The organism is Roseomonas sp. E05 (assembly GCF_030063475.1).
In the GTDB taxonomy this organism is placed as follows: Bacteria; Pseudomonadota; Alphaproteobacteria; order Acetobacterales; family Acetobacteraceae; genus Pseudoroseomonas.
This window is the reverse complement of the sequence record NZ_JASIRT010000031.1, coordinates 1-20,117: the sequence shown is the minus strand read 5'-3', so window position 1 is coordinate 20,117 and position 20,117 is coordinate 1. Positions and strand designations below refer to the sequence as shown.

Sequence of the window (20,117 nt, the reverse complement as noted above, 5' to 3'; positions counted from 1 at the left end):
TTTCCAACAGATAGAATTTTTTATAACTTCTTTCCACATTACGGAATTGCAGCACGGAGAGGGACATGCCAATCCTCTGAGCGATGGCCAATTTCCGCTCCCCCGACGAGCCGCAGGCGTCCACTGAATCGGGCATCCAGGTGCTCGACCGCTCCGTGCGGCTGCTGAACCTGCTGGGCGAGGCCGGCCATGGCGGCATGCAGCTCTCGCGCCTCGCCGCGGGCCTCGGGCTCAGCGCCTCCACCACCCATCGGCTGCTGGCAGCGCTGGAGCACCATGGCTGGGTGGAACGCGTGGACGGCGGCAAGCTGCACCGGCTGGGCGCCGCGCTGGTGGCGCTGGCCGGCCAGGCGGCGGACGGCACCGGCCTGCGCCGCCTCTGCCGCCCCGCTCTGGCGCGGCTCTCCGGCGAGAGCGGCGAGACCACCTTCCTGATCGTCCGCAGCGGGCTGAATGCCGTGGTGGTGGACCGGCAGGAGGGCGCCTATGTCATCGAGAGCCTGACCCAGGGCGTGGGCGGGCTGATGCCGCTCGGCATCGGCGCCGGCAGCGCCGCCATCCTGGCCAGCCAGCCGGAGGCGGAGATCGAGGCCGTGCTGGCCGCCAATGCCGCGCGCTACCCGCAGTTCGGCAGTTCCGCCGAGCGGGTGCGGCAGCGGCTCCGGCAGGTGCAGGCGCAGGGCTACCTGATGAGCGACGAATCCCTCATCGCCGGGCTTGCCGTGCTCAGCGTGGCGATCCGCCCGCCGGGCCACGCCGTCACCGCCGCCATCGCCACCAACTTCATCGCCAGCCGGCTCGACACCGCCGCCCGCCTCGCCTTCCTGCGCCGGATCCGCCAGGAAGTCGCCGCGATCGAAGCGACCATGGCCGTGCCAGGCGCCACGCAACGACCAACCCGCAGCGGAGAGTCCTGAATGACGCAAGATCGCAAGTCCGCCTTCCCGCGCCGCCGCCTGCTGGCCGCCGCGCCGGCCCTGCTGGCGGCCCCGGCGCTGATCCGGCCGGCCGCGGCGCAGGGGGCCGCCTGGCCGGACCGCCCGGTGCGGGTGGTGGTGCCCTTCGCCGCCGGCGGCGCCACCGACCTCAGCAGCCGCATCGTCGCGCAGAAGCTCTCGGAGCTGCTGGGGCAGCCCATCGTCATCGAGAACCGGCCCGGCGCCGGCGGCACGCTCGGCGTCGATGCCGTCGCGAAGGCGGCGCCCGACGGCTACAGCTTCGCCATGAGCGGCCTCTCCACCACCGCGCTCGCCATGGGGCTGTACAAGCACATGCCCTATGACCCGGTGAAGGACATCGTGCCCGTCGCGCCCACCGTGCTGGTGCCGATCGGCATCGCCGTGCGCAAGGGCCTCGGCGTTTCCACGCTGCAGGAGTTCATCGCGCTGCTGAAGGCCAAGCCCGGCAAGCTCTCCTACGGCAGCGCCGGCAACGGCTCCTCCGGTCATATCTCCTGCGTCGCGCTGCTGCAGCAGACCGGAACCCAGGCGGTGCACGTGCCCTATCGCGGCAGCGGGCCGGTGTTCAACGACCTGCTGGCCGGGGTGATCGACTTCACCGCCGATGCGCCGGGCCTGATCAAGCCGCATGCCGAGAGTGGCGCCCTGGTGCCGCTGGTGATGGCCACCGACAAGCGCTCCTCCGTGCTGCCGGAGGTGCCGACCAGCGCCGAGGCCGGCCTGCCCGGCTACAAGGCCTATTCCTGGTTCGGCCTCTTCGCGCCGGCCGGCACGCCGCAGGCCATCATCGACAGGCTGGCCCAGGCGACGGAGAAGGCGCTGACCGATCCCGCCGTGGCGAAGAAGCTGAACGACGAAATGGGCCTGCCGCCGATGACCGGATACACCCCGGCCAAGTTCGCCGGCTTCCTCCAGGAGGAGATCAATTACTGGGTGCCGATCGTGAAGGCGAGCGGCGCCAGCCTGGACTGAGAACGGCCAGGAGGGGCGCCGCCCCTCCCGGACCCTCCCGGCCGGGGGCATTGAATGCCCCCGGCCCCCCACATCAGTCAGGCGAGCGACAGAGGGCGGTCAGGATCTCACCCAGACGGTCCAGCAGGGCGGAGGCGCCGAGCGCCAGGCTGCGCGCCATCGCCACGTCCCGCCGCACCTCGGGCAGGAAGGGGCGCGCCACCACGCCGGGCGGCAGGCGCCGCTGCGCCAGCCCGTCCACGATTGCGTAGCCGATCCCCTCCCGCACCATCGCCACCGCGCTCACCGTGGTGCCGACCTCCACCGCCAGCGCGCGCTCCACACCCTCCTGCCGGAAGGCGAGGTCGAGGCTGTGGCCGAAATCCTGCCAGCCGGCGAAGCCCACCTCCGGCTCGCCGGCCAGCAGCGCGGGCCGCAGCACCGGCTCGGACGCCAGCCGATGCCCCTCCGGCAGCAGCACCACGCAGGGAATGCTGCCCAGCACCGTGCTCTCCAGCCCGGGCAAGGGCAGCGGCGTCAGGGAGAGCGCGACATCCAGCCGCCGCGCCAGCAGCGCCTCGCCCAGTTCCCGCACCGGCAGCAGGTGCACGGTCAGGCGCGCGGCGGCACGCTCCCGCCGCAGGGCGGCGATGGCCGGCGGCACCAGCGAGACCGCCAGGGATGAGCTGGTGCCCAGCCGCAGCAGCCCGCCGCGATGGCTGCCGAGATCCCGCGCGAAGCCCTTGAAGCCCTGGAGCTCCTGGTAGAGCCGCTCCGCCTCGGGCAGCAGGGTCTGCGCCTCGGCGGTCGGCACGAGGCGACCGGCCCGGCGCTGGAAGAGCCGGAAGCCCAGCCGGTCCTCGCAGTGCCGCACCGCCTTGGAAAGGGCGGGCTGCGAGACATGCAGCACCTCCGCCGCCGCGCTCAGCGTGCGGTACTGCATCACGGCGCGGAAGATCTCGATGTCGCGGGCGTTCATCACGGCGCGCAGGATAGCCACGCCCCTGCCCGCCGCCCAAGGGCCGGGGCGCGATGCTGCCGGCGCGCCCCGGTCTCCGTCAGCCGCGCCCGGCGCCCTCGGCCAGGGCGCGGGCGAAGGCGCGGTCCTCCCGCAGCACGGCGGCGATGGCGTCGCGCGGCGCCTGCTCCGGCGCGGCGCGCACCGCGGCAAAGAGCCGCCGCTTCAGCCGGCCGCGCCAGCTCGCCGGCACGCGGGCCAGCGCCTCGATCAGCGCGGCATAGGCGTCCGTGTCCCAGCGCGCCTCGTGCGCGGCGCGCTCGGGGCCGCCGTCGAAGCCCTGGCGCGGCGCGGCGCGGGCGCGCAGTGCCGCCGTCGCCTCGGCATCCACCGCGCCCTCGCGGATGACCACGGCATAGTCGCGCTCCGCCGCCGCCACGCTCAGCCGGCCGGCCTGCACGTCGCGCAGCACGGCCTCCGGGCTGCGCGCGGCCGGGTCGCCGCGGCCACCGCCGCCGGGCGAGACGATCCGCACCACGTCGCCGGGCGAGAGGTGCAGCAGGTCGGTGTTGCGCAGGTCCTGCGCGCGCTCGGTGCCCGGGTTCAGCGCGAAGCTGCTCGGCGCGCCGGGCCTGCCGCCCAGCGTGCCCCAGGGACGGAAATGCGTGCGGTCGCGGTTGCGGGCGGTGACGGTGGCGTCCGGCGCATCGGTGGTGAATTCCAGCACGGTGGCGAGGCCGCCGCGATGCGTGCCGGCGCCGCCGGTATCCGGCATCAGCCCGTAGCGCAGGATGCGCACCGGCGCCTCGGATTCGGTGATTTCCACCGGGCTGTTCTTCAGGTAGGCGGCGTCGGCGCCGGAGCCGTCGGTGCCGTCGCGGTGCGGCATGCCGCCGCCGCCACCGACGATCGGCGCGACGGCGGCGATGACGCGGCGGCCGGTTCGCGGATGCTCGGCGGCGAGGTTGATGATGGAGGAGGAGCCGGCGGGCGCGGCCGGCAGCCGCTCCGGCGCCGCCTGCGCGAAGGCGCCGAAGACCAGGCTGCGCAGCCGCGCGCAGGTCAGGCTGCGCATGCCCACCGCCGCCGGATGCGCCGGGTTCACCACGCTGCCCTCGGGCAGGATGCAGGTGAAGGGCCGTGTGGTGCCGAAGTTCAGCAGGATCTTCGGGCTGAGCGCCGAGAGCACGTAGTAGACGCCGACCAGGATCAGCGAATGGCGGGGATGCCCGCCGGTCGGCACGTTCATCGAGCTGATGGTCTGCGGATCGGTACCGGTGAAGTCCAGCTCGGCGGAATCACCGGCGATGCGCAGCGCCAGCTTCAGTCGCAGCGGATCACCGCCGACGCCGTCCTCGTCGCAATAGTCGGCGAAGTGGTAGGTGCCGTCGGGCAGGCTGGAGAGCACGGCGCGCGCCTGCGCCTCGCCATAGTCCAGCAGGTCGGCGAGGCCGTCCTTCAGGGTCGCCACCCCGAAGCGGCGCACCAGGTCGAGGATGCGGCGCTCGCCGGTGTTCACGGCGGCGACCAGCGCCTTCAGGTCGCCCCAGTTCTGCTCGGGCACGCGCACATTGGCCAGCATGGTGCGCACCAGCGTCTCGTCCAGCACGCCGGCGCGGTAGAGCTTGCTGGGCGGGATGCGCAGCCCTTCCTGGTGCACCTCCGTCAGCGTGCGCGAGAGGCTCGCCGGCACCGCGCCGCCGACATCGACATTGTGGATGTGCCCGCCGGCGAAGGCGATGATCTCGCCCTCGTGGAAGACCGGCTTCCACATGTTGGTGTCCGGCGAGTGGGTGGAGAGATAGCCGGAATAGGGGTCGCTGGTCATGGCGATGTCGCCGGGCGCGTAGCCGCCCGGCACGAGGCCGATCGCCGCCTCGTAGTCCACGCCGGGATACCAGGTGGCGCCGAGGTCGAGGGGCACGGCGCAGGTCTTGCCGCGCGCGTCGAGGAGCTGGATGGTGAAGTCCTCCGTCTCCTTGACGAAGGTGGAATGCGCCGTGCGGTAGAGCGTGGTGGCCATGCTCTCGGCGGCGGCGCGGCAGTGATTGCGGAGCACCTGCAGGGTGACGGGATCGGTGCGCATCAGGCGTGCTCCATCACGAGGTTGCCGAGTTCGTCGGTCACAGCGGTCCATCCGGCGGGGACCAGCACGGTGCAGTCGGCCTGGGTGACGACGGCCGGCCCGGCGAAGCGCCCGCCCGGGCGCAGCGCGGCGCGGCGATGCAGCGCGGCAGGCTTCCAGGCGCCATCCAGGCGCAGTTCGATGCGGGTTTCCGGCGCGGCCTCGTGCGGCACCGCCGCCTGGCGCGGCATGGGCAGCGGCGGCGCCGGGCGGCGCGCGGCGGCGCGCAGGCTCACCACCTCCACCGGCGCCGCGGGGTCGGAATGGCCGAAGCTCTCGGCATGGGCGGCGTGGAACAGCGCCAGCAGCGCCTCCACCCCCTGTTCCAGCACTGCGGCGGGCACCGGCACGGTCAGCTCGTAGGACTGGCCGCGATAGCGCAGGTCGGCGCCCAGCGAGGTTTCCGTCTCGCCGGTGCCGCTCATCTCGGCGAGGGCGGCATTGGCCTCCGCCGTCAGCTCCTCGAAGACCTGGCGCAGGGCGGGCCAGCTTGCGGCCTCCAGCGGCTGCAGCACGGTGCGCATGGTGTCGCGCCGCAGGTCGGCGGCCAGCGCGCCGAGCGCGCAGAGCGTGCCCGGCACCGGCGGCACCAGCACGCGGCGGATGCCCGCCGTCTCGGCCAGCAGCGCGCCCAGCATGGGGCCCGCGCCGCCGAAGGGCATCAGCGTCAGCTCGCTGGCATGCATGCCGGCGCGCGCCAGCAGCTTGTCGATCTCGATCAGCATGCCGCTGATGGCCACGCGCAGCACGCCTTCCGCCGCGCTCGCCGCATCCACCCCCAGGGCTTCGGCGATCGGCGCGATGGCGGCCTCGGCGCGGCTGCGGTCCGGCGCGATGGCGCCGAAGCCCAGCTCGCCCTGGCCGAGGATGCCGCAGAGCAGCGCCGCATCCGTCACCGTGCATTGCGTGCCGCCGCGCCCGAAGCAGGCGGGGCCGGGGGTGGAGCCGGCGCTTTCCGGCCCGACCTGCAGCACGCCCTGCGCGTCCAGCCGCGCGATCGAGCCGCCGCCCTGGCCGCTGGAGATCACCGCCACGGTCGGGATGGCCAGCGGGAACTCGCCGATGGACTGGCCGCTGCCGAAGGCGGGCTGGCCGTCGGTCAGCAGCGCCACGTCGGCGCTGGTGCCGCCGATGTCGAGCGTCAGCACCGCCGGGATGCCCGCCGCCTTGGCGACGACGCCGGCGCCCACCACGCCCGAGGCGGTGCCGGAGAGCAGCATGCCCACGCAGTCCCGCCGCCCGCGTTGCGCCGTCATGGTGCCGCCGGCCGAGGTGGTCAGCAGCAGCGGCGCGGCGATGGCGGCGGCGGCGAGTTGTGCCTCGACGCGCTCCAGGTAGGCGTCGATGCGCGGATGGACATAGGCGTTCAGCACCGAGGTGGTGGTGCGCTCGTATTCGCGGATCGCCGGCCAGACCTCGCTGCCGCGGAAGACGAACAGCTCGGGCGCCATCTCGGCGATCATCGCCGCCACCGCCTCCTCATGCGCGGCGTTGCGCCAGGCATGCAGGAAGGAGACCACCACGCCCTCGCAGCCGGCGGCGCGCGCCGCCGCCACCGCCGCGGCCACGGAAGCGCGCTCGGGCGGGGTCAGGGTGGTGCCCTCGGCGTCCATCCGCTCGGTGACGGGGAAGACGCGCTCGCGCGGCACCAGCGGCTCGGGGCGCTCGCAGAACAGGCTGTAGGGGTCGGGCATGCGCAGCCGCGCCAGTTCCAGCATGTCGGTGAAGCCGGCGGTGGTGAACAGCGCCAGCCGCGCGCCGCGCCGCTGGATGATGGTGTTCACGCCGACCGTGGTGCCGTGCACGAAGCGCTCGACCGCCTGCGGCACCAGCCCCATGCCCACCAGCCGCCGCAGCCCGGCGGCGACGTCCTGGCCCGGCTCCCGTGGCGTGGTGAGCACCTTGAGGGTGGTCATCCGGCCCGCTTCCGTGTCGAGGGCCACGAGGTCGGCGAAGGTGCCGCCGATGTCAACGCCGATGCGCCAAGCCATGCCTGCATCCATCCGTGGAGATCATCGCCGCAGCATCGCGCGGGCCGGCCGGCGGGGCGAGTTCTTCCATGGCGGTGGGCGATAACCTGCGGGAATACCCTGCGGCGGGCGGAAGGCGGGTGGCCGCCCGGGGAAGACCGTGCTGCGATGCGCCGGCCGCGGGGCGGCGACCATGACAGCACGGGAAGGCACGGATGACCCTGGCAGTGACGCGACCCATCGCAGAAGATCTTCCGGCGCGGGGCGGTCCGCAGCGGGAGGCCGTCGCATGAGCGGCCCCGCCGCCGTGGCGGCCTTCGACGTGGTGATCCTCGGCGGCGGCTCGGCGGGCTGCGTGCTGGCGGCGCGGCTCAGCGAGGACCCCGCGCGGCGGGTGCTGCTGGTGGAGGCGGGCCGCGACCTGCGCGCCGGCGCCATGCCGGAGGACATCGCCTCGCCCTATCCCGGGCGGGCCTATTTCAACCCGGCCAATGTCTGGCCGGGGCTCAGCGTCGGCATGGGCCGGGCGGCGGGCAACACGGGCGGCGCCACCATGCGGCCCTACGAGCAGGCGCGCATCCTCGGCGGCGGCTCCTCCATCAACGGCATCGGCGCCAATCGCGGCTCGCCGCATGACTATGCGGAATGGGTGGCCGAAGGCGCCGAGGGCTGGGGCTGGCGGGATGTGCTGCCCTATTTCCGCAAGCTGGAAAGCGACCTCGATCTCGGCGCCGAGGCCGCGCTGCACGGGAAGGACGGGCCGCTGCCGATCCAGCGCGTGCCGCGCAGCCTGCACACGCCCTTCGCCCGCCAGGTCGAGGCGGAGTTGAACCGGCAGGGCCACGCCTCGCGGGAGGACCAGAACGGCGCCTGGGAGGACGGTGTCTTCCCCATCACCGTCAACCTGGACCGCGCGGGCACCCGCACCTCCACCGCCACCGTCTATCTGACGGAGGCCGTGCGCGCCCGCCCCAACCTGACGCTCTGGACGGAAACCCAGGCCGAGCGCCTGCTCTTTGAAGGGCGGCGCGTGACCGGCGCGGCGCTGCGCCGGGAGCAGGAGGCAGTCACGGTTGCCGCGCCGCGGGTCATCGTCAGCGCGGGGGCGCTGCACTCGCCGGCACTGCTGATGCGCAGCGGCATCGGGCCGGGCCGTGCGCTGGCGGCGCTCGGCATTCCTGTCGTGGCGGCGCGCGAGGGGGTGGGGCGCAACCTGCTGGAGCATCCCTCGATCGGCGTCTCCGCCTTCATCCGCGCCGATGCGCGGCTGGCGGCGGGCGACCGCTACCACATCCAGTCCATCCTGCGCTGGTCCTCCGTGCTGGAGGGCACACCGCCGGGCGACATGCACACCGCGGTCAACACCCGCTCCGGCTGGCACGCCGTCGGGCACCGCATCGCCACGCTGTTCTCCTGGGTCAACAAGTCCTATTCGCGCGGTGAGGTAACGCTGGCCTCGCCGGACCCGCGCACGCCGCCGCTGGTGGATTTCCGCATGCTCTCCGACGCGCGCGACCTGGAGCGGCTGGCGCAGGCCTTCCGCCTGGCGGCGGGGGTGCTGCAGGCCCCGGCCCTCGCCGGCATGGTGCAGGCGGTCTTCCCCTCGACCTATTCGGCGCGGGTGAAGTCGCTGCTGAAGCTCTCCACGCGCAACCGGCTGCTGACCGCGTTGGTCGGGCCGGCGATGGACCGCAGCGCCGCCATCCGCGACCGCGTGCTGGCCCTGGCGCAGGACGGCGTCGCGCCGCTCGACCTGCTCTGCCGGGACGAGGACGCGCTGCACCGGCACCTGCGCGAGCATGTCGGCGGCGTCTGGCATCCCTGCGGCACCTGCCGCCTCGGCGCGGAGGACGATCCGCGCGCGGTCTGCGACCCCAGCGGACGGGTGATCGGCGTCGAAGGGCTGATGGTATGCGACGCCTCCCTCATGCCGACCATCCCCTGCGCCAACCTGAACCTGCCCGTCATCATGACCGCCGAGAAGGTCGCGGATGGGCTGCGCATGGCGAAGACGGCGCCCGCAGCCACCTGAGCCATCTTGCCGGTTGACAGCGGAGCGAAGAGCAGGAAGCTTTGTAAAGCGATTCACTAAACCGATTTATCGGAGGCCGATGCTCCGCAAGCCCGCCACTCGCCCCGCCAGGGTCAAGGACGTCGCCGCGCTGGCCGAGGTCTCGGTCACCACGGTCTCGCGCTACCTGAATGCGGGCCTGGTCCTGCCGCCCGCGACGGCGGCGCGGATCGACGCGGCCGTGCGCCAGCTCGCCTATCAGCCGAACCGCCTTGCCCGCAGCCTCAGCCTCGGCCGCTCCGACACCATCGGGCTGGTGGTGCCCGAGATCGCCAACCCCTTCTTCGCCCATCTCGCCGCCGCGGTGGAGGAAGCCGCCGAGGCGGAGGGGCTTGGCCTGCTGCTCTGCGCCACGCTGAACCGGCTGGACCGCGAGCTGGACTATCTGGAGCGGTTGCGCAGCCATCAGGTGGACGGGCTGATCTTCCTCACCAACCACCACGACGACGGAAGGCTGGCGCAGGGCATCAGCGCCTCGCGCAACCTCGTGCTGATCGACGAGGACGTGGCGGGCACCAGCGTGCCGAAGCTGTTCTGCGACAACCATCAGGGCGGCCGGCTGGCCGGCGAGCGCCTGCTGGCCGCCGGGCACCGCCGCCTCGGCTTCGTCGGCGGCCCACCGGGGCTGATGAGCACCGATGAGCGGCTGGAGGGGCTGCGCGCCGCCGCCCATGGCGTGCCCGGAGCGGAGATCGCCTGGACCAGCGCCGGACCGCACACGCCGGAACAGGGCCGCGCCGCCGCCGCCGCCTGGCTCGCCCTGCCCGACGACCGCCCGACCGGCCTGCTGCTCGGCAGCGGCGTTCTGCTGGACGGCTTCCTGGAAGCCGTGCGGGAAGCCGGGATCGCCGTGCCCGACGACCTCTCGCTGGTGGCCTTCGACGATGTCGGGCCGCTGCATCTGTTCAACCCGCCCGTCACCGCCATCCGCCAGCCGGTCGCGGAGATCGGCCGGCGGGGCGTCGCGCTGCTGCGCGGCCGGCTGCGCGGCGAGCCGGCGGGCCCGCCCCTTCGCCTCCCGGTGGAGCTGGTGGAGCGGCACTCCGTCGCCTCCCCGCCCGCCCGCCCAACACGGAAAGCCACTCACCCATGACCAAGACGAAGGTTCTGCTCGTCGGCGAAAGCTGGGCGACCTCCGCCACCCACTACAAGGGCTTCGACCAGTTCGGCAGCGTCACCTTCCACCTGGGCGCCGAGCCGCTGGTGGCCGCGCTGCGCGACAGCCCCTTCGCGCTGACCTACATGCCCGCGCACGAGGCGGCGCAGGGCTTCCCCTTCGCCGCCGAGGGCCTGGCGCAGTATGACGTCATCCTGCTCTCCGACCTCGGCGCCAACACGCTGCTGCTGCCGCCCGAGGTCTGGCTGCACGGCCGCCCGGTGCCCAACCGGCTGAAGCTGATCCGCGACTGGACGGCGCAGGGCGGCGGCCTCGCCATGATCGGCGGCTATTTCAGCTTCCAGGGCATCGACGGCCGCGCCCGCTGGCGCCGCACGCCGGTGGAGGAGGCGCTGCCGGTCGAATGCCTGCCCTATGACGACCGCATCGAGGTGCCGGAGGGCTTCGTCGCCGAGCTGGCGCCGGAGGCCGCCGCGCACCCGATCTTCCAGGGCCTGCCGCAGCCGATGCCGATGCTGCTCGGCGCCAACGAGGTGGTGGCGAAGCCGGGCGCCGAGGTGCTGGCCCGCCTGCCCGCCAGCGAGGGCGGCCACCCGCTGCTGGTCACCGGCACGCATGGCAAGGGCCGCACCCTGGCCTGGACCTCCGATATCGGCCCGCACTGGCTGCCGCAGCCCTTCGTGGACTGGGACGGCTATGCCACGCTGTGGCGCAACGTGCTGGGCTGGCTGGCGGGGCGCGACGCCTGATGCCCGCCAGGCCCGTCTTCCGCCCGCGCCCCAACGCCATCGAGGCGCTGTTCGGCCGCCGCAAGGCCGTCATCGGCGTCATCCACTCGCTCGCCCTGCCCGGCTCGCCGGGCTATGACGGGCGGCCAATGGCGGAGATCGTCGATTTCGCCGTCGCCGAGGCCGGGCGCTACCGCGCCGGCGGCGTGGACGGGCTGATCGTCGAGAACCATGGCGACATCCCCTTCAGCAAGCCCGAGCATCTCGGCCCCGAGACCGCCGCCGGCATGGCGGTGATGACCGACGCGGTGCGCCGCGCCAGCGGCCTCACCGTCGGCGTCAACGTGCTGGCCAATGGCGCCATCCAGGCGCTGGCCGTGGCGAAAGCCGCCGGCGCGGCCTTCATCCGCGTCAACCAGTGGGCCAATGCCTATGTAGCCAACGAGGGCTTCGTCGAAGGCCCCGCCGCCGCCGCCACGCGCTACCGCGCCTGGCTGCAGGCGCGCGAGGTGAAGATCTTCGCCGACGTGCACGTCAAGCACGGCGCGCATGCCATCACCGGCGACCGCTCGATCCCCGAACTGGCGCGCGACGTCGAGTTCTTCGACGCCGACGTGGCCATCGCCACCGGCCAGCGCACCGGCGATTCCGCCACCATGGAGGAGCTTTCCACCATCGCGGGCGGCACGGCGCTGCCGGTCGCGGTCGGCTCGGGCGTGACGCCGGAGAATGTGGGCGGCATCCTCACCGTCGCCGATGCCGTCATCGTCGCCAGCTATCTGAAGCAGGACGGCGTCTGGTGGAACCCGGTCGATCCCGACCGGCTCCGCACCTTCATGGCCGCGGTGGAGCGCGCGCGGGCATGAGCCGTCTCCTCGTCCTCGGCAATGCCGGCATCGACCTGCTCTGTCCGGTGCCGCACCTGCCGCGGCCGGGGGAAACGCTGGTCGCGGCGGGGCAGTCCCGCGCGCCCGGCGGCAAGGGGCTGAACCAGGCGGTGGTGGCGGCCCGTGCCGGCGCCGCCGTGCGCTTCGTGGCGCCGGTCGGCCGGGACGGCGCGGCGGCCGAGCTCGCCGCTGCCCTGGGCGCCGAGCCGCTCGATGGGCTCGCCCTGCTGCCGCAGGACGCGCCCACCGACCTTTCGCTGCTGATGGTGGCCGAGGATGCGGAGAACTGCATCCTCAGCCTCGGCGCCGCCGCCGACGCGCTTGCCCCGCAGGAAGCCGAGGCCGAGGCGGCGGCGCTCCGCCCCGACGACATGCTGCTGGTGCAGGGCAACCTGTCGCTGGAGGCGACCGTCGCCGCCATGCGCAGGGCGGCAGGACACGGCGCGCGCGTGCTGCTGAACACGGCGCCGCTGCGCTGGGACATGGCGCCGCTGCTGCCGCTCTGCACCCTGGTCCTCGCCAATGCCGGCGAGGCCGAGGCGCTGACCGGCCAGACCGGCGCCGCCGCCGCCGAGGCGCTGCACCGCGCCGGTGCCGCCCTGGCCCTGGTGACGCTGGGCGCCGAAGGCTGCGTCGCCGCCGGGGCGGAGGGCATCCGGCACCATCCCGCCACACCGGCCCGCGCGGTGGACACCACCGGCGCCGGCGACACCTTCTGCGGCGTCCTCGCCGCCCGCCTGCTGGCCGGCGAGGCCCTGGCACCGGCCATCGCGGCGGCGCAGCGGGCGGCGGCGCTCACCGTCACGCGCCCCGGCGCCTTCGCCGCCCTGCCCTCCTGCGAGGAGCTGCGCGCGCTGCTGGCGGAGGCCGCCGCATGAGCGCGCCCGTGCTGGAGATGGAAGGCTTCAGCGTCGATCTCGGCCCGGCCGGGCGGCGCGTGCGGGTGGTGGAGGATCTCTCCCTCACCCTGCATCGCGGCCGCATCACCTGCCTCGTCGGCGAGAGCGGCTCAGGCAAGAGCGTCACCGCCATGGCGCTGATGCGGCTTCTCGCCAAGGGGCAATACGCCATCCGCGCCGATCGGCTGCGCTTCGAGGGCGAGGACATCGCCGGGCTCGACGAGCGCGGCATGGCGCGGCTGCGTGGCAACCGCATGGCGATGATCTTCCAGGAGCCGATGACCAGCCTGAACCCGGTCTTCACCGTCGGCGACCAGGTGGGCGAGGCACTGCGCGTGCATCGCGGCCTCTCCGCCGCCGAGGCGCGCGGGCGGGCGCTCAGTGCCCTGCGGCAGGTGCAGATCCCGGCACCAGAGCGGCGGCTGGACGCCTATCCGCACGAGCTTTCGGGTGGCATGCGGCAGCGTGTGATGATCGCCATGGCGCTGGCCTGCGAGCCTGCTTTGCTGATCGCCGACGAACCGACCACGGCGCTCGACGTCACCATCCAGGCGCAGATCCTGGCGCTGCTGGCCGAGCTGCGCGCGCGGCACGGCACCGGCATCCTGTTCATCACGCACAATCTCGGCGTGGTCGCGGAAATCGCCGACGAGGTGGCGGTGATGTATGCCGGCCGCATCGTCGAGCGCGCGCCGGCCGCCGCGCTCTTCGCCGGGGCGCAGCACCCCTACACGCTGGCACTGCTGGCGGCCATGCCCTCGCTCACCGGCACGCAGGACAGGCTGGAGCCGATCCCCGGCCGCATGCCGCCGGCCGGCGAGGCGCCGCCCGGCTGCCGCTTCGCGCCGCGCTGCCCCTTCGCCGCCACTGAATGCGCCGAGACGCCGCCGCTGCGCAGCCTCGCGCCGGGGCATGACGTGGCCTGCTGGCGCGCCCCCGTGGAAACGATCCCGGAGGCGCTGGCATGAACGTGCCGCTGCTCCGCGCCGAAGGGCTGCACTGCGCCTATCCGCTGCCCGGCGGCCGGATGCTGCGCGCGGTGGACGGGATCGACCTGACGCTGGCGCGCGGCGAGACGCTGGCCGTGGTCGGCGAGAGCGGCTGCGGCAAGAGCACGCTGGGCCGCCTGCTGCTGCGGCTGGAGGAGGCGCAGCAGGGGCGCATCCTGCTCGACGGCACCGACATGCGCGGCCTGCGTGGCGCCGCGCTGCGCGCCATGCGGCGGCGGGTGCAGGTGGTGTTCCAGGACCCCTATGGCTCGCTCAATCCGCGCGAGCGCATCCGCGACGTGCTGGTGCGGCCGATGCTGCTGCACCGCCTCTGCACCCGCGCCGAGGCGGAGCGCCGCGCCGCCGCGCTGATGGAACGCGTCGGCCTCTCGCCGGCGCAGCTCGACCGGCTGCCGCACCAGTTCAGCGGCGGGCAGCGCCAGCGTATCGCCATCGCCCGCGCGCTCGCCGTCGGGCCGGACCTGATCGTCTGCGACGAGCCGGTCTCGGCGCTCGACGTCTCCGTGCAGGCGCAGGTGGTGAACCTGCTGCAGGACCTGCAGCGCGAGCGCGGCGTGGCGCTGCTGTTCATCTCGCACGACCTCGCGGTGGTGCGGCACCTCGCCCACCAGGTGGCGGTGATGTATGCCGGCCGGGTGGTCGAGGCCGGGCCGGCGGCGACGCTCTTCGCCGATCCGCGCCACCCCTATACCCGCGCCTTGCTGGAAGCCGCGCCGCGCACCGACACCGGGCCGCGCGGCCACACGGCGCTGGCCGGCGAGCCGCCGAACCCCGCCGCGCCGCCGCCCGGCTGCCGCTTCGCGCCCCGCTGCCCAGCCGCGCGCGACCTCTGCCGGCAGGACCCGCAGCCCGCCCTGCGCGAGATCGGCCCCGGGCACCGCGCCGCCTGCCACTTCGCCGAGGCGCTGCCGCCCTTCACCGCGCTCGCCGCCGGCGCGGCCGCCCCGCCGGCGCTGGCCGCGCGGATCGCCGCCTATCGCGCCGCGCGCGACCGCGAGAGCGCCGCCGCCGCCACCGAAAGGCCCGCCCCATGCGCATGATCGCCGGACGGCTGCTCGCCCTCGTGCCCGTGCTGTTCGGGCTCTGCGTGCTCTCCTTCGCGCTGCTCGCCAGCGTGCCGGGCGACCCGGTGACGGCCATGCTGGGCCTGGAGGCCGACCCCGCCGCCATCGCCACGCTGCGCGCGAAGTACGCGCTGGACGAGCCGCTGCCGCTGCGCTTTCTTGCCTGGTTCTGGCAGGTGCTGCACGGCGACCTCGGCCGCTCCATCCAGACCGGGCGGCCGGTGCTGGAGATGATCGGCGCGGCGCTGGTGCCGACCCTGCAGCTCGCCCTGGCGGCGCTGCTGGTCTCGCTGGTCATCGCCATCCCGGCGGGCGTGGTGGCGGCGACGCGGCGCAACGGCCCGGCCGACTTCGCCGCCACGCTGGTGGCGCTCTGCGGCCTCTCGCTGCCGAGCTTCTGGCTGGGCATCCTGCTGATCATGGGCTTCTCCATCGCCCTGCCGGTGCTGCCCTCCTCCGGCCATGTGGCCTTCCTGGCCGATCCCTGGGAGGCGCTGCGCCACCTCGCTTTGCCGGCGCTGACGCTGGGCGCCGCCATGGCCGCCGCCACCATGCGCATGACGCGCGCGGCGATGATCGAGATTCTCTCCGCCGACTTCATCCGCACCGCCCGCGCCAAGGGCGTGCCGGCGCGCGGCGTGGTCTGGCGCCACGCGCTGCGCAACGCGCTGATGCCCGTCGTGACGCTGGTCGGCCTGCAGCTCGGCCAGCTCATGGGCGGCGTGGTGGTGACGGAGAGCGTCTTCTCCTGGCCCGGCATCGGCAAGCTGACGGTGGACGCCATCTTCGCGCGCGACTTCCCGGTGGTGCAGGGCGCCATCCTGGTGACGGCGACGCTGTTCGTGCTGATCAACCTCGTCACCGACCTGCTCTACGCCGTGCTCGACCCCCGGCTGAGGAAACGCGCATGAGCGCCGTGATGACCCGCGCGCCGCTCTGGCGCCGCCTGCTGCGCGACCCGCGCGCGGCGCTCGGCCTGCTGCTGGTCGGCCTCGCGGTGCTGGGCGCGGTGCTGGCGCCGCTGCTGCCGCTGCCGGGGCCGGAGACGCCGGACTTCCTCGCCACCCTCGCCCCGCCCGGCGGCGCCTACCCGCTCGGTACCGACGACCTGGGGCGGGATACGCTCTCCCGCATCCTGGCCGGCGCCCGCGTCTCGCTGCTGGTGGGGGTGGCCAGCGTCGGCGCGGCGCTGCTGCTGGGGGGCGCCATCGGGCTGCTCGCCGGCTTCCTCGGCGGCTGGGTGGACGTGGTGCTGATGCGCCTGATGGACGTGCTGCTGGCCTTCCCCGGCATTCTGCTGGCGCTCGGCATCACCGCCGCGCTCGGCGCCTCGCTGACCAACACCGTCATCGCCATCGCGGTGGTCAACCTGCCGGTGCTGGCGCGCGTCGCGCGCGGGCAGGCGCTCGCCCTGCGCGGGCTGGACTACGTGCGGGCGCAGCAGGCGCTGGGCTTCGGGCCGCTGACCATCCTCTGGCGCGCCGTGCTGCCCAACGCGCTCTCGCCGATCCTGGTGCAGGCCTCGGTGCTGCTGGCCTCCTCGATCATCACGGAATCCTACCTCTCCTTCCTTGGCCTCGGCGTGCAGCCGCCCACCCCGAGCTGGGGCAACATGCTGCGCGACGCCATCGGCTTCCTCGACCAGGCGCCCTGGCTCGCCTGGTTTCCCGGCCTCGCCATCTTCCTCACCGTGCTGGGCTTCAACCTGCTCGGCGACGGGGTGCGCGACCGGCTGGACCCGCGTGACTGACCGACTGCCCGCCATCCAAGAACCCGACGGAGGCTCCGCATGAACGTCCTGACTGATCGTCCTGCTTTCGGCCACCCTGGCCTCGGCCGCCGCGCCCTGCTGGCCGGCGCCGCCGCCCTGCCCGCCGCGCTGGTGCTGCCCGCCGCGCGCGCCCAGGAGGGGCCGCGCACCCTCGCCATCGGCGTCGTCTCCGACCCGGTGACGCTGGACCCGGCCTTCTCCGGCTCCTTCTTCGAGAACCAGGTGCTCTACAACCTGCACGAGACGCTGCTGGTGGCGGCGCCGGATGGCAGCGTCTCGCCCGGCCTCGCCAGCTTCACCCAGCCGGACCCGCAGACCTACGCCTTCACCCTGCGCGAGGGCCTGACCTTCCATGACGGCACCAGGCTCGACGCCGCCGCCGCCAAGGCCAATATCGACCGCTACCTCGACCCTGCCGTGGGCTCGATCCGGCGTGCCGATTTCGGCCCGGTGCGCGAGGTCGCCGTCACCGGCCCGCTGACCTTCGAGATTCGCCTCTCGGCGCCCTATGCGCCGCTGCCGCTGGTGCTGACCAACCGCGCCGGCATGATGGTCTCGCCCAGTGCGGTGAAGGCGCTGGGCGCCGACTTTGCCGCCAGGGCGGTGGGCTGCGGGCCCTGGAAGCTGGCGAGCTGGACGAAGAACGCGGAGCTGGTGCTGGAGAAGTTCGACGGCTACTGGCGCGGTCAGGAGCATGGCTTCGACCGCCTGCTCTACCGCCCGCTGCCGGACGAGACGGTGCGGCTCGCCAACCTGCGCAGCAACACGCTACAGCTGATCGACAGCGTGCCGCCGCAGGCGGTCTCCGCCCTGGGGCGCGAGGCGGCGCTGCGCGTCGCGCAGACGCCGAGCCTCGGCTTCAACGCCTTCGCCTTCAATTGCACCCGCGCTCCTTTCAGCGACGCGCGCGTCCGGCAGGCCTTCACGGCGGCGGTGGACCCGGCGGTGATCCAGCGCGTGGTCTATTTCGGCACCGGCCGCCCGGCCGCCGGCCCGCTCTCCCCGGCGGTGCCCTGGGCCTTCGACGCCGACCTGCCGCTGCGCGGCGGCAAGCCGGAGGAGGCCCGCGCACTGCTGAAGCAGGCGGGCGCCGGCGAGCCGGTGCCGGTGGCCATCACCGTCACCAACTCCCCGGCCATGGTGCGCATCGCGCAGATCCTGCAGGCGCAGGCCGGGGCCGCCGGCTTCAAGGTCGAGGTGCGGCAGATCGACGCGACCAGCCTGATCACCGTGCTGCGCCAGCGCGACTTCGACCTCTGCATGGCGCCCTGGTCCGGCCGCTACGACCCGGACGGCAACATGTTCAACTACTTCACCAAGGGCGGCCCGAACAACTTCGCCGGCTATGACAGCGAGGCGGTGACGGGCCTGCTGCAGCAGGCGCGCACGATCGCCGACCAGGGAGAGCGGGCGAAGCTCTACCGGCAGGCGCAGCGCCAGTTGGCGGAGGACGCGCCGATGCTGTTCCTGCACTTCGACGCCATCATCCAGGCCTCCTCCGCGAAGCTGGCCTGGACGCAGTACCCGGACGCGGTGTTCCGGCTCTACGGCGCGAAGATGGGCTGAGGCAGCGCGGCGCCCGGCCCGGGGCCGCTTCCCCGGGCCGGGCGCCGTTCACGCCTCGAAGCGGTCGGCCCAGGCCTTGTGCACCGGCAGGCCGACGATCTCGGAGAACTCCGCGTAGCTGGCCATCGCACCCTGGCGGCCCTGCGTGGTGCCGTCCCGCCGCAGCGCCTCCAGCGTGCCGGCGATCGCCTGCACGGCGGAGAACAAGGTGCTCACCGCGTAGAGCACCACGCTGAAGCCAAGCTCTTGCAGGTCAGCTACCCTCAGCGCGGCCGCCTCGGTGCCATCGACGATCGAGACCACCTTGGGGCCGGGCACCGCCCGCGCCACCGCCTTGACCTCGGCAACGGCCTTGATGCCGTCCACGAAGACCAGGTCCACCCCGGCCTCCCGGTAAAGCCGGGCGCGGCGCACCGCCTCCTCGATGCCGGCCGCCGGCAAGGCGTCGGTGCGGCCGATGACGAGCAGGTCGTCCTCCCCGCGCGCCGCCAGGGCGCAGCGCAGCCGCAATATGCTCTCCTCGGCGCCCATCAGCCGGATACCGGCAAGCTGGCCGCAGCGCTTCGGCGCCACCTGGTCTTCCAGATGGATCGCCGCCACCCCGGCCTGGACGTATTCGCGCACGGTGCGCTGAATGTTCGAGGGGCCGCCATAGCCGGTATCGGCATCGGCGATCACCGGGATTGCGACGGCGCGCGTCATGTTGCGGGCATGCTCGGTCATCTCGGTCTGCGAGAGGAGCCCGATATCGGGCATCCCGAGCCGGCTGGCGGTGGCGCCGAAGCCGGTCATGTAGACGGCGGGGAAGCCCGCCCGCTCCACCATCCGCGCCGTCAGCGCGTCGGGCGCGCCCGGCACCACGACGATCTCCCCGCCCTCCAGAAGGTTCCTCAGCTTCGCTCCCATGCGCATGGCGTCTCCTGCCCCCTGCCTTTCGCCGCAGGGGGAGACTGCCATCCCGGCAGGCAGGCCGCCATGCCGCCGGCTGGAGCTCGGCGGCTCAATTCCGGCCTGAGACGGGCCGCAACGCAGCCATGCGTCACCGGTCTTGCAATCGCCCGGGCCGGACGCCATCTGGCATCTCAGTCCGCAACAACTGAAAGGAGGTGATCCAGTGTCTCATTGTTTCGCGAAGGCGCCCGTCGCCACGGCCTGGATCTCCACGGTGAGCACGGTCACCGAGGCCTGACACAGACCGAGTCTGGCGGCGGCAACGCCCGCAGACAATGCCGAAGGCCCCAGGGGAAACCCCGGGGCCTTCTTCATGTCCGGGGGCCGCTTCTCAGCGCCCGGCCGTCTGGCCGCTGACGGAACGCTCCAGATAGGTCAGCGTGGTCGGGCGGATATGCTCGTCGATCCAGCGCGCCATCGCCTCCTCCTCCTGCAACGACTGCTTGAGCAGGCCGAGCCCGTCCTGGTGGTTCACCGTTTCGGCGAGCACCAGCAGGCTCTTGTAGGAGGCGATCTCGTAGTGCTCGAAGGCGAAGTTGGCGAAGGTGTTCTTCACCACCTCGTCCGGCGCCGGCGCATGGGCCAGCGCGGCCATGTTGCCCATGAACTCCAGCCCCATGTCCTTCAGGGTGGAGTGGCTGGAGCCGAAGGCCTCAAGCAATGTCTCGATGCGCTTCGCCTGCTGCTCGGATTCCGCGATGTGCTCGCGCATCCGCGCTTCCATCTCGGGGTAGTTCTCCAGCCGGCCGACCTGCCGCTCCAGCAGCTGGATGGCCTGTTTCTCGACGGCGTGCTGGTTGCGCAGGCCGCTGACATAGACTTCCTGCGCCTGTCGTGTCGTCTCGCTCATTTCCGGCTCCCTGGCTGGTGGCGGGTGGCAGCCCGCGGGGACAGAAACCAAACCGCCCCCCTGCCCGTGGGTTCCGCCCGTGCTGTGACGCGAGGGCGAAGTTACCGGCAGCCACAAGGCAGCTAGAGCAGATCCCGTTCCGATGGCATCATCGGAACGGGTGAAGATGCTCGTCAAAACAAACGGCTGGAGCATTTTCCGTGAGCCAGGGCGCACGGAAAATGCTCTAGGCGGTGGTGA

At 73.2% G+C, this 20,117-nt stretch carries 18 protein-coding genes; 12 read left to right on the top strand and 6 right to left on the bottom strand.

The window, feature by feature from the left end:
• The first annotated feature begins 83 nt into the window (after window positions 1–83).
• Together QMO56_RS21660 and QMO56_RS21655 are read left to right on the top strand one after the other, a co-directional pair.
• Entirely contained in the window at window positions 84–917 is an 834-nt protein-coding gene (locus QMO56_RS21660; RefSeq protein ID WP_283529291.1) for an IclR family transcriptional regulator, read from the top strand.
• A complete protein-coding gene (locus tag QMO56_RS21655; RefSeq protein ID WP_283529290.1) occupies window positions 918–1,931 on the top strand; it encodes a tripartite tricarboxylate transporter substrate binding protein in 1,014 nt (337 codons plus the stop codon). It begins immediately after the preceding gene.
• A gap of 73 nt (window positions 1,932–2,004) precedes the next feature.
• Here the strand turns inward: QMO56_RS21655 and QMO56_RS21650 are convergent, their stop codons facing one another.
• Genes QMO56_RS21650 through QMO56_RS21640 form a run of 3 tightly spaced genes read right to left on the bottom strand, consistent with a single transcriptional unit; the run spans window position 2,005 to window position 6,984 of the window.
• Window positions 2,005–2,910, bottom strand: a complete 906-nt coding sequence (locus QMO56_RS21650; protein WP_283529288.1) for a LysR substrate-binding domain-containing protein — start codon at window positions 2,908–2,910, stop codon at window positions 2,005–2,007.
• Between the two features lie 58 nt (window positions 2,911–2,968).
• Complete coding sequence (locus QMO56_RS21645; RefSeq protein WP_283529286.1) at window positions 2,969–4,954, bottom strand: hydantoinase B/oxoprolinase family protein; 1,986 nt, start codon at window positions 4,952–4,954, stop codon at window positions 2,969–2,971.
• On the bottom strand, window positions 4,954–6,984 hold the full coding sequence (locus tag QMO56_RS21640; RefSeq protein WP_283529284.1) for a hydantoinase/oxoprolinase family protein: 2,031 nt from the start codon (window positions 6,982–6,984) through the stop codon (window positions 4,954–4,956). The genes QMO56_RS21645 and QMO56_RS21640 overlap by 1 nt, the downstream gene beginning before the upstream one ends.
• Before the next feature lie 268 nt (window positions 6,985–7,252).
• Between QMO56_RS21640 and QMO56_RS21635 the strand changes: the two genes are divergently transcribed.
• From QMO56_RS21635 to QMO56_RS21590, 10 genes are all read left to right on the top strand, one after another.
• Complete coding sequence (locus QMO56_RS21635; protein ID WP_283529282.1) at window positions 7,253–8,995, top strand: GMC family oxidoreductase; 1,743 nt, start codon at window positions 7,253–7,255, stop codon at window positions 8,993–8,995.
• Between the two features lie 79 nt (window positions 8,996–9,074).
• Complete coding sequence (locus QMO56_RS21630; RefSeq protein WP_283529280.1) at window positions 9,075–10,127, top strand: LacI family DNA-binding transcriptional regulator; 1,053 nt, start codon at window positions 9,075–9,077, stop codon at window positions 10,125–10,127.
• Window positions 10,124–10,900: a glutamine amidotransferase gene (locus QMO56_RS21625; RefSeq protein ID WP_283529278.1), complete on the top strand. Its 777-nt coding sequence runs from the start codon at window positions 10,124–10,126 to the stop codon at window positions 10,898–10,900. The genes QMO56_RS21630 and QMO56_RS21625 overlap by 4 nt, the downstream gene beginning before the upstream one ends.
• Complete coding sequence (locus QMO56_RS21620) at window positions 10,900–11,745, top strand: BtpA/SgcQ family protein (RefSeq protein ID WP_283529277.1); 846 nt, start codon at window positions 10,900–10,902, stop codon at window positions 11,743–11,745. Before QMO56_RS21625 ends, QMO56_RS21620 begins: the two co-directional genes overlap by 1 nt.
• Window positions 11,742–12,644, top strand: coding sequence for a PfkB family carbohydrate kinase (locus QMO56_RS21615; RefSeq protein ID WP_283529275.1), 903 nt, complete (start codon window positions 11,742–11,744; stop codon window positions 12,642–12,644). The genes QMO56_RS21620 and QMO56_RS21615 overlap by 4 nt, the downstream gene beginning before the upstream one ends.
• Window positions 12,641–13,633 (top strand): ABC transporter ATP-binding protein, encoded by a 993-nt coding sequence (locus tag QMO56_RS21610; RefSeq protein ID WP_283529273.1) that lies wholly within the window; start codon window positions 12,641–12,643, stop codon window positions 13,631–13,633. The genes QMO56_RS21615 and QMO56_RS21610 overlap by 4 nt, the downstream gene beginning before the upstream one ends.
• Entirely contained in the window at window positions 13,630–14,715 is a 1,086-nt protein-coding gene (locus QMO56_RS21605) for an ABC transporter ATP-binding protein (RefSeq protein ID WP_283529271.1), read from the top strand. The genes QMO56_RS21610 and QMO56_RS21605 overlap by 4 nt, the downstream gene beginning before the upstream one ends.
• Complete coding sequence (locus QMO56_RS21600; RefSeq protein ID WP_283529269.1) at window positions 14,706–15,650, top strand: ABC transporter permease; 945 nt, start codon at window positions 14,706–14,708, stop codon at window positions 15,648–15,650. Before QMO56_RS21605 ends, QMO56_RS21600 begins: the two co-directional genes overlap by 10 nt.
• Entirely contained in the window at window positions 15,647–16,489 is an 843-nt protein-coding gene (locus QMO56_RS21595; RefSeq protein ID WP_283529267.1) for an ABC transporter permease, read from the top strand. Before QMO56_RS21600 ends, QMO56_RS21595 begins: the two co-directional genes overlap by 4 nt.
• Before the next feature lie 39 nt (window positions 16,490–16,528).
• Window positions 16,529–18,076 (top strand): ABC transporter substrate-binding protein, encoded by a 1,548-nt coding sequence (locus tag QMO56_RS21590; RefSeq protein ID WP_283529265.1) that lies wholly within the window; start codon window positions 16,529–16,531, stop codon window positions 18,074–18,076.
• Between the two features lie 48 nt (window positions 18,077–18,124).
• On the opposite strand, the gene QMO56_RS21585 is transcribed toward QMO56_RS21590, so the two are convergent.
• The 3 genes from QMO56_RS21585 to QMO56_RS21575 all read right to left on the bottom strand — a co-directional run bounded on the left by QMO56_RS21585 (window position 18,125) and on the right by QMO56_RS21575 (window position 19,877).
• A complete protein-coding gene (locus QMO56_RS21585) occupies window positions 18,125–18,982 on the bottom strand; it encodes an oxaloacetate decarboxylase (RefSeq protein WP_283529264.1) in 858 nt (285 codons plus the stop codon).
• 213 nt (window positions 18,983–19,195) lie between these two features.
• The gene (locus tag QMO56_RS21580) at window positions 19,196–19,342 is read right to left on the bottom strand and encodes a hypothetical protein (protein ID WP_283529262.1); all 147 of its coding nucleotides are present in this window, start codon (window positions 19,340–19,342) and stop codon (window positions 19,196–19,198) included.
• Window positions 19,343–19,358: 16 nt separating this feature from the next.
• Window positions 19,359–19,877: a ferritin-like domain-containing protein gene (locus QMO56_RS21575; protein WP_283529260.1), complete on the bottom strand. Its 519-nt coding sequence runs from the start codon at window positions 19,875–19,877 to the stop codon at window positions 19,359–19,361.
• Window positions 19,878–20,117 lie beyond the last annotated feature (240 nt).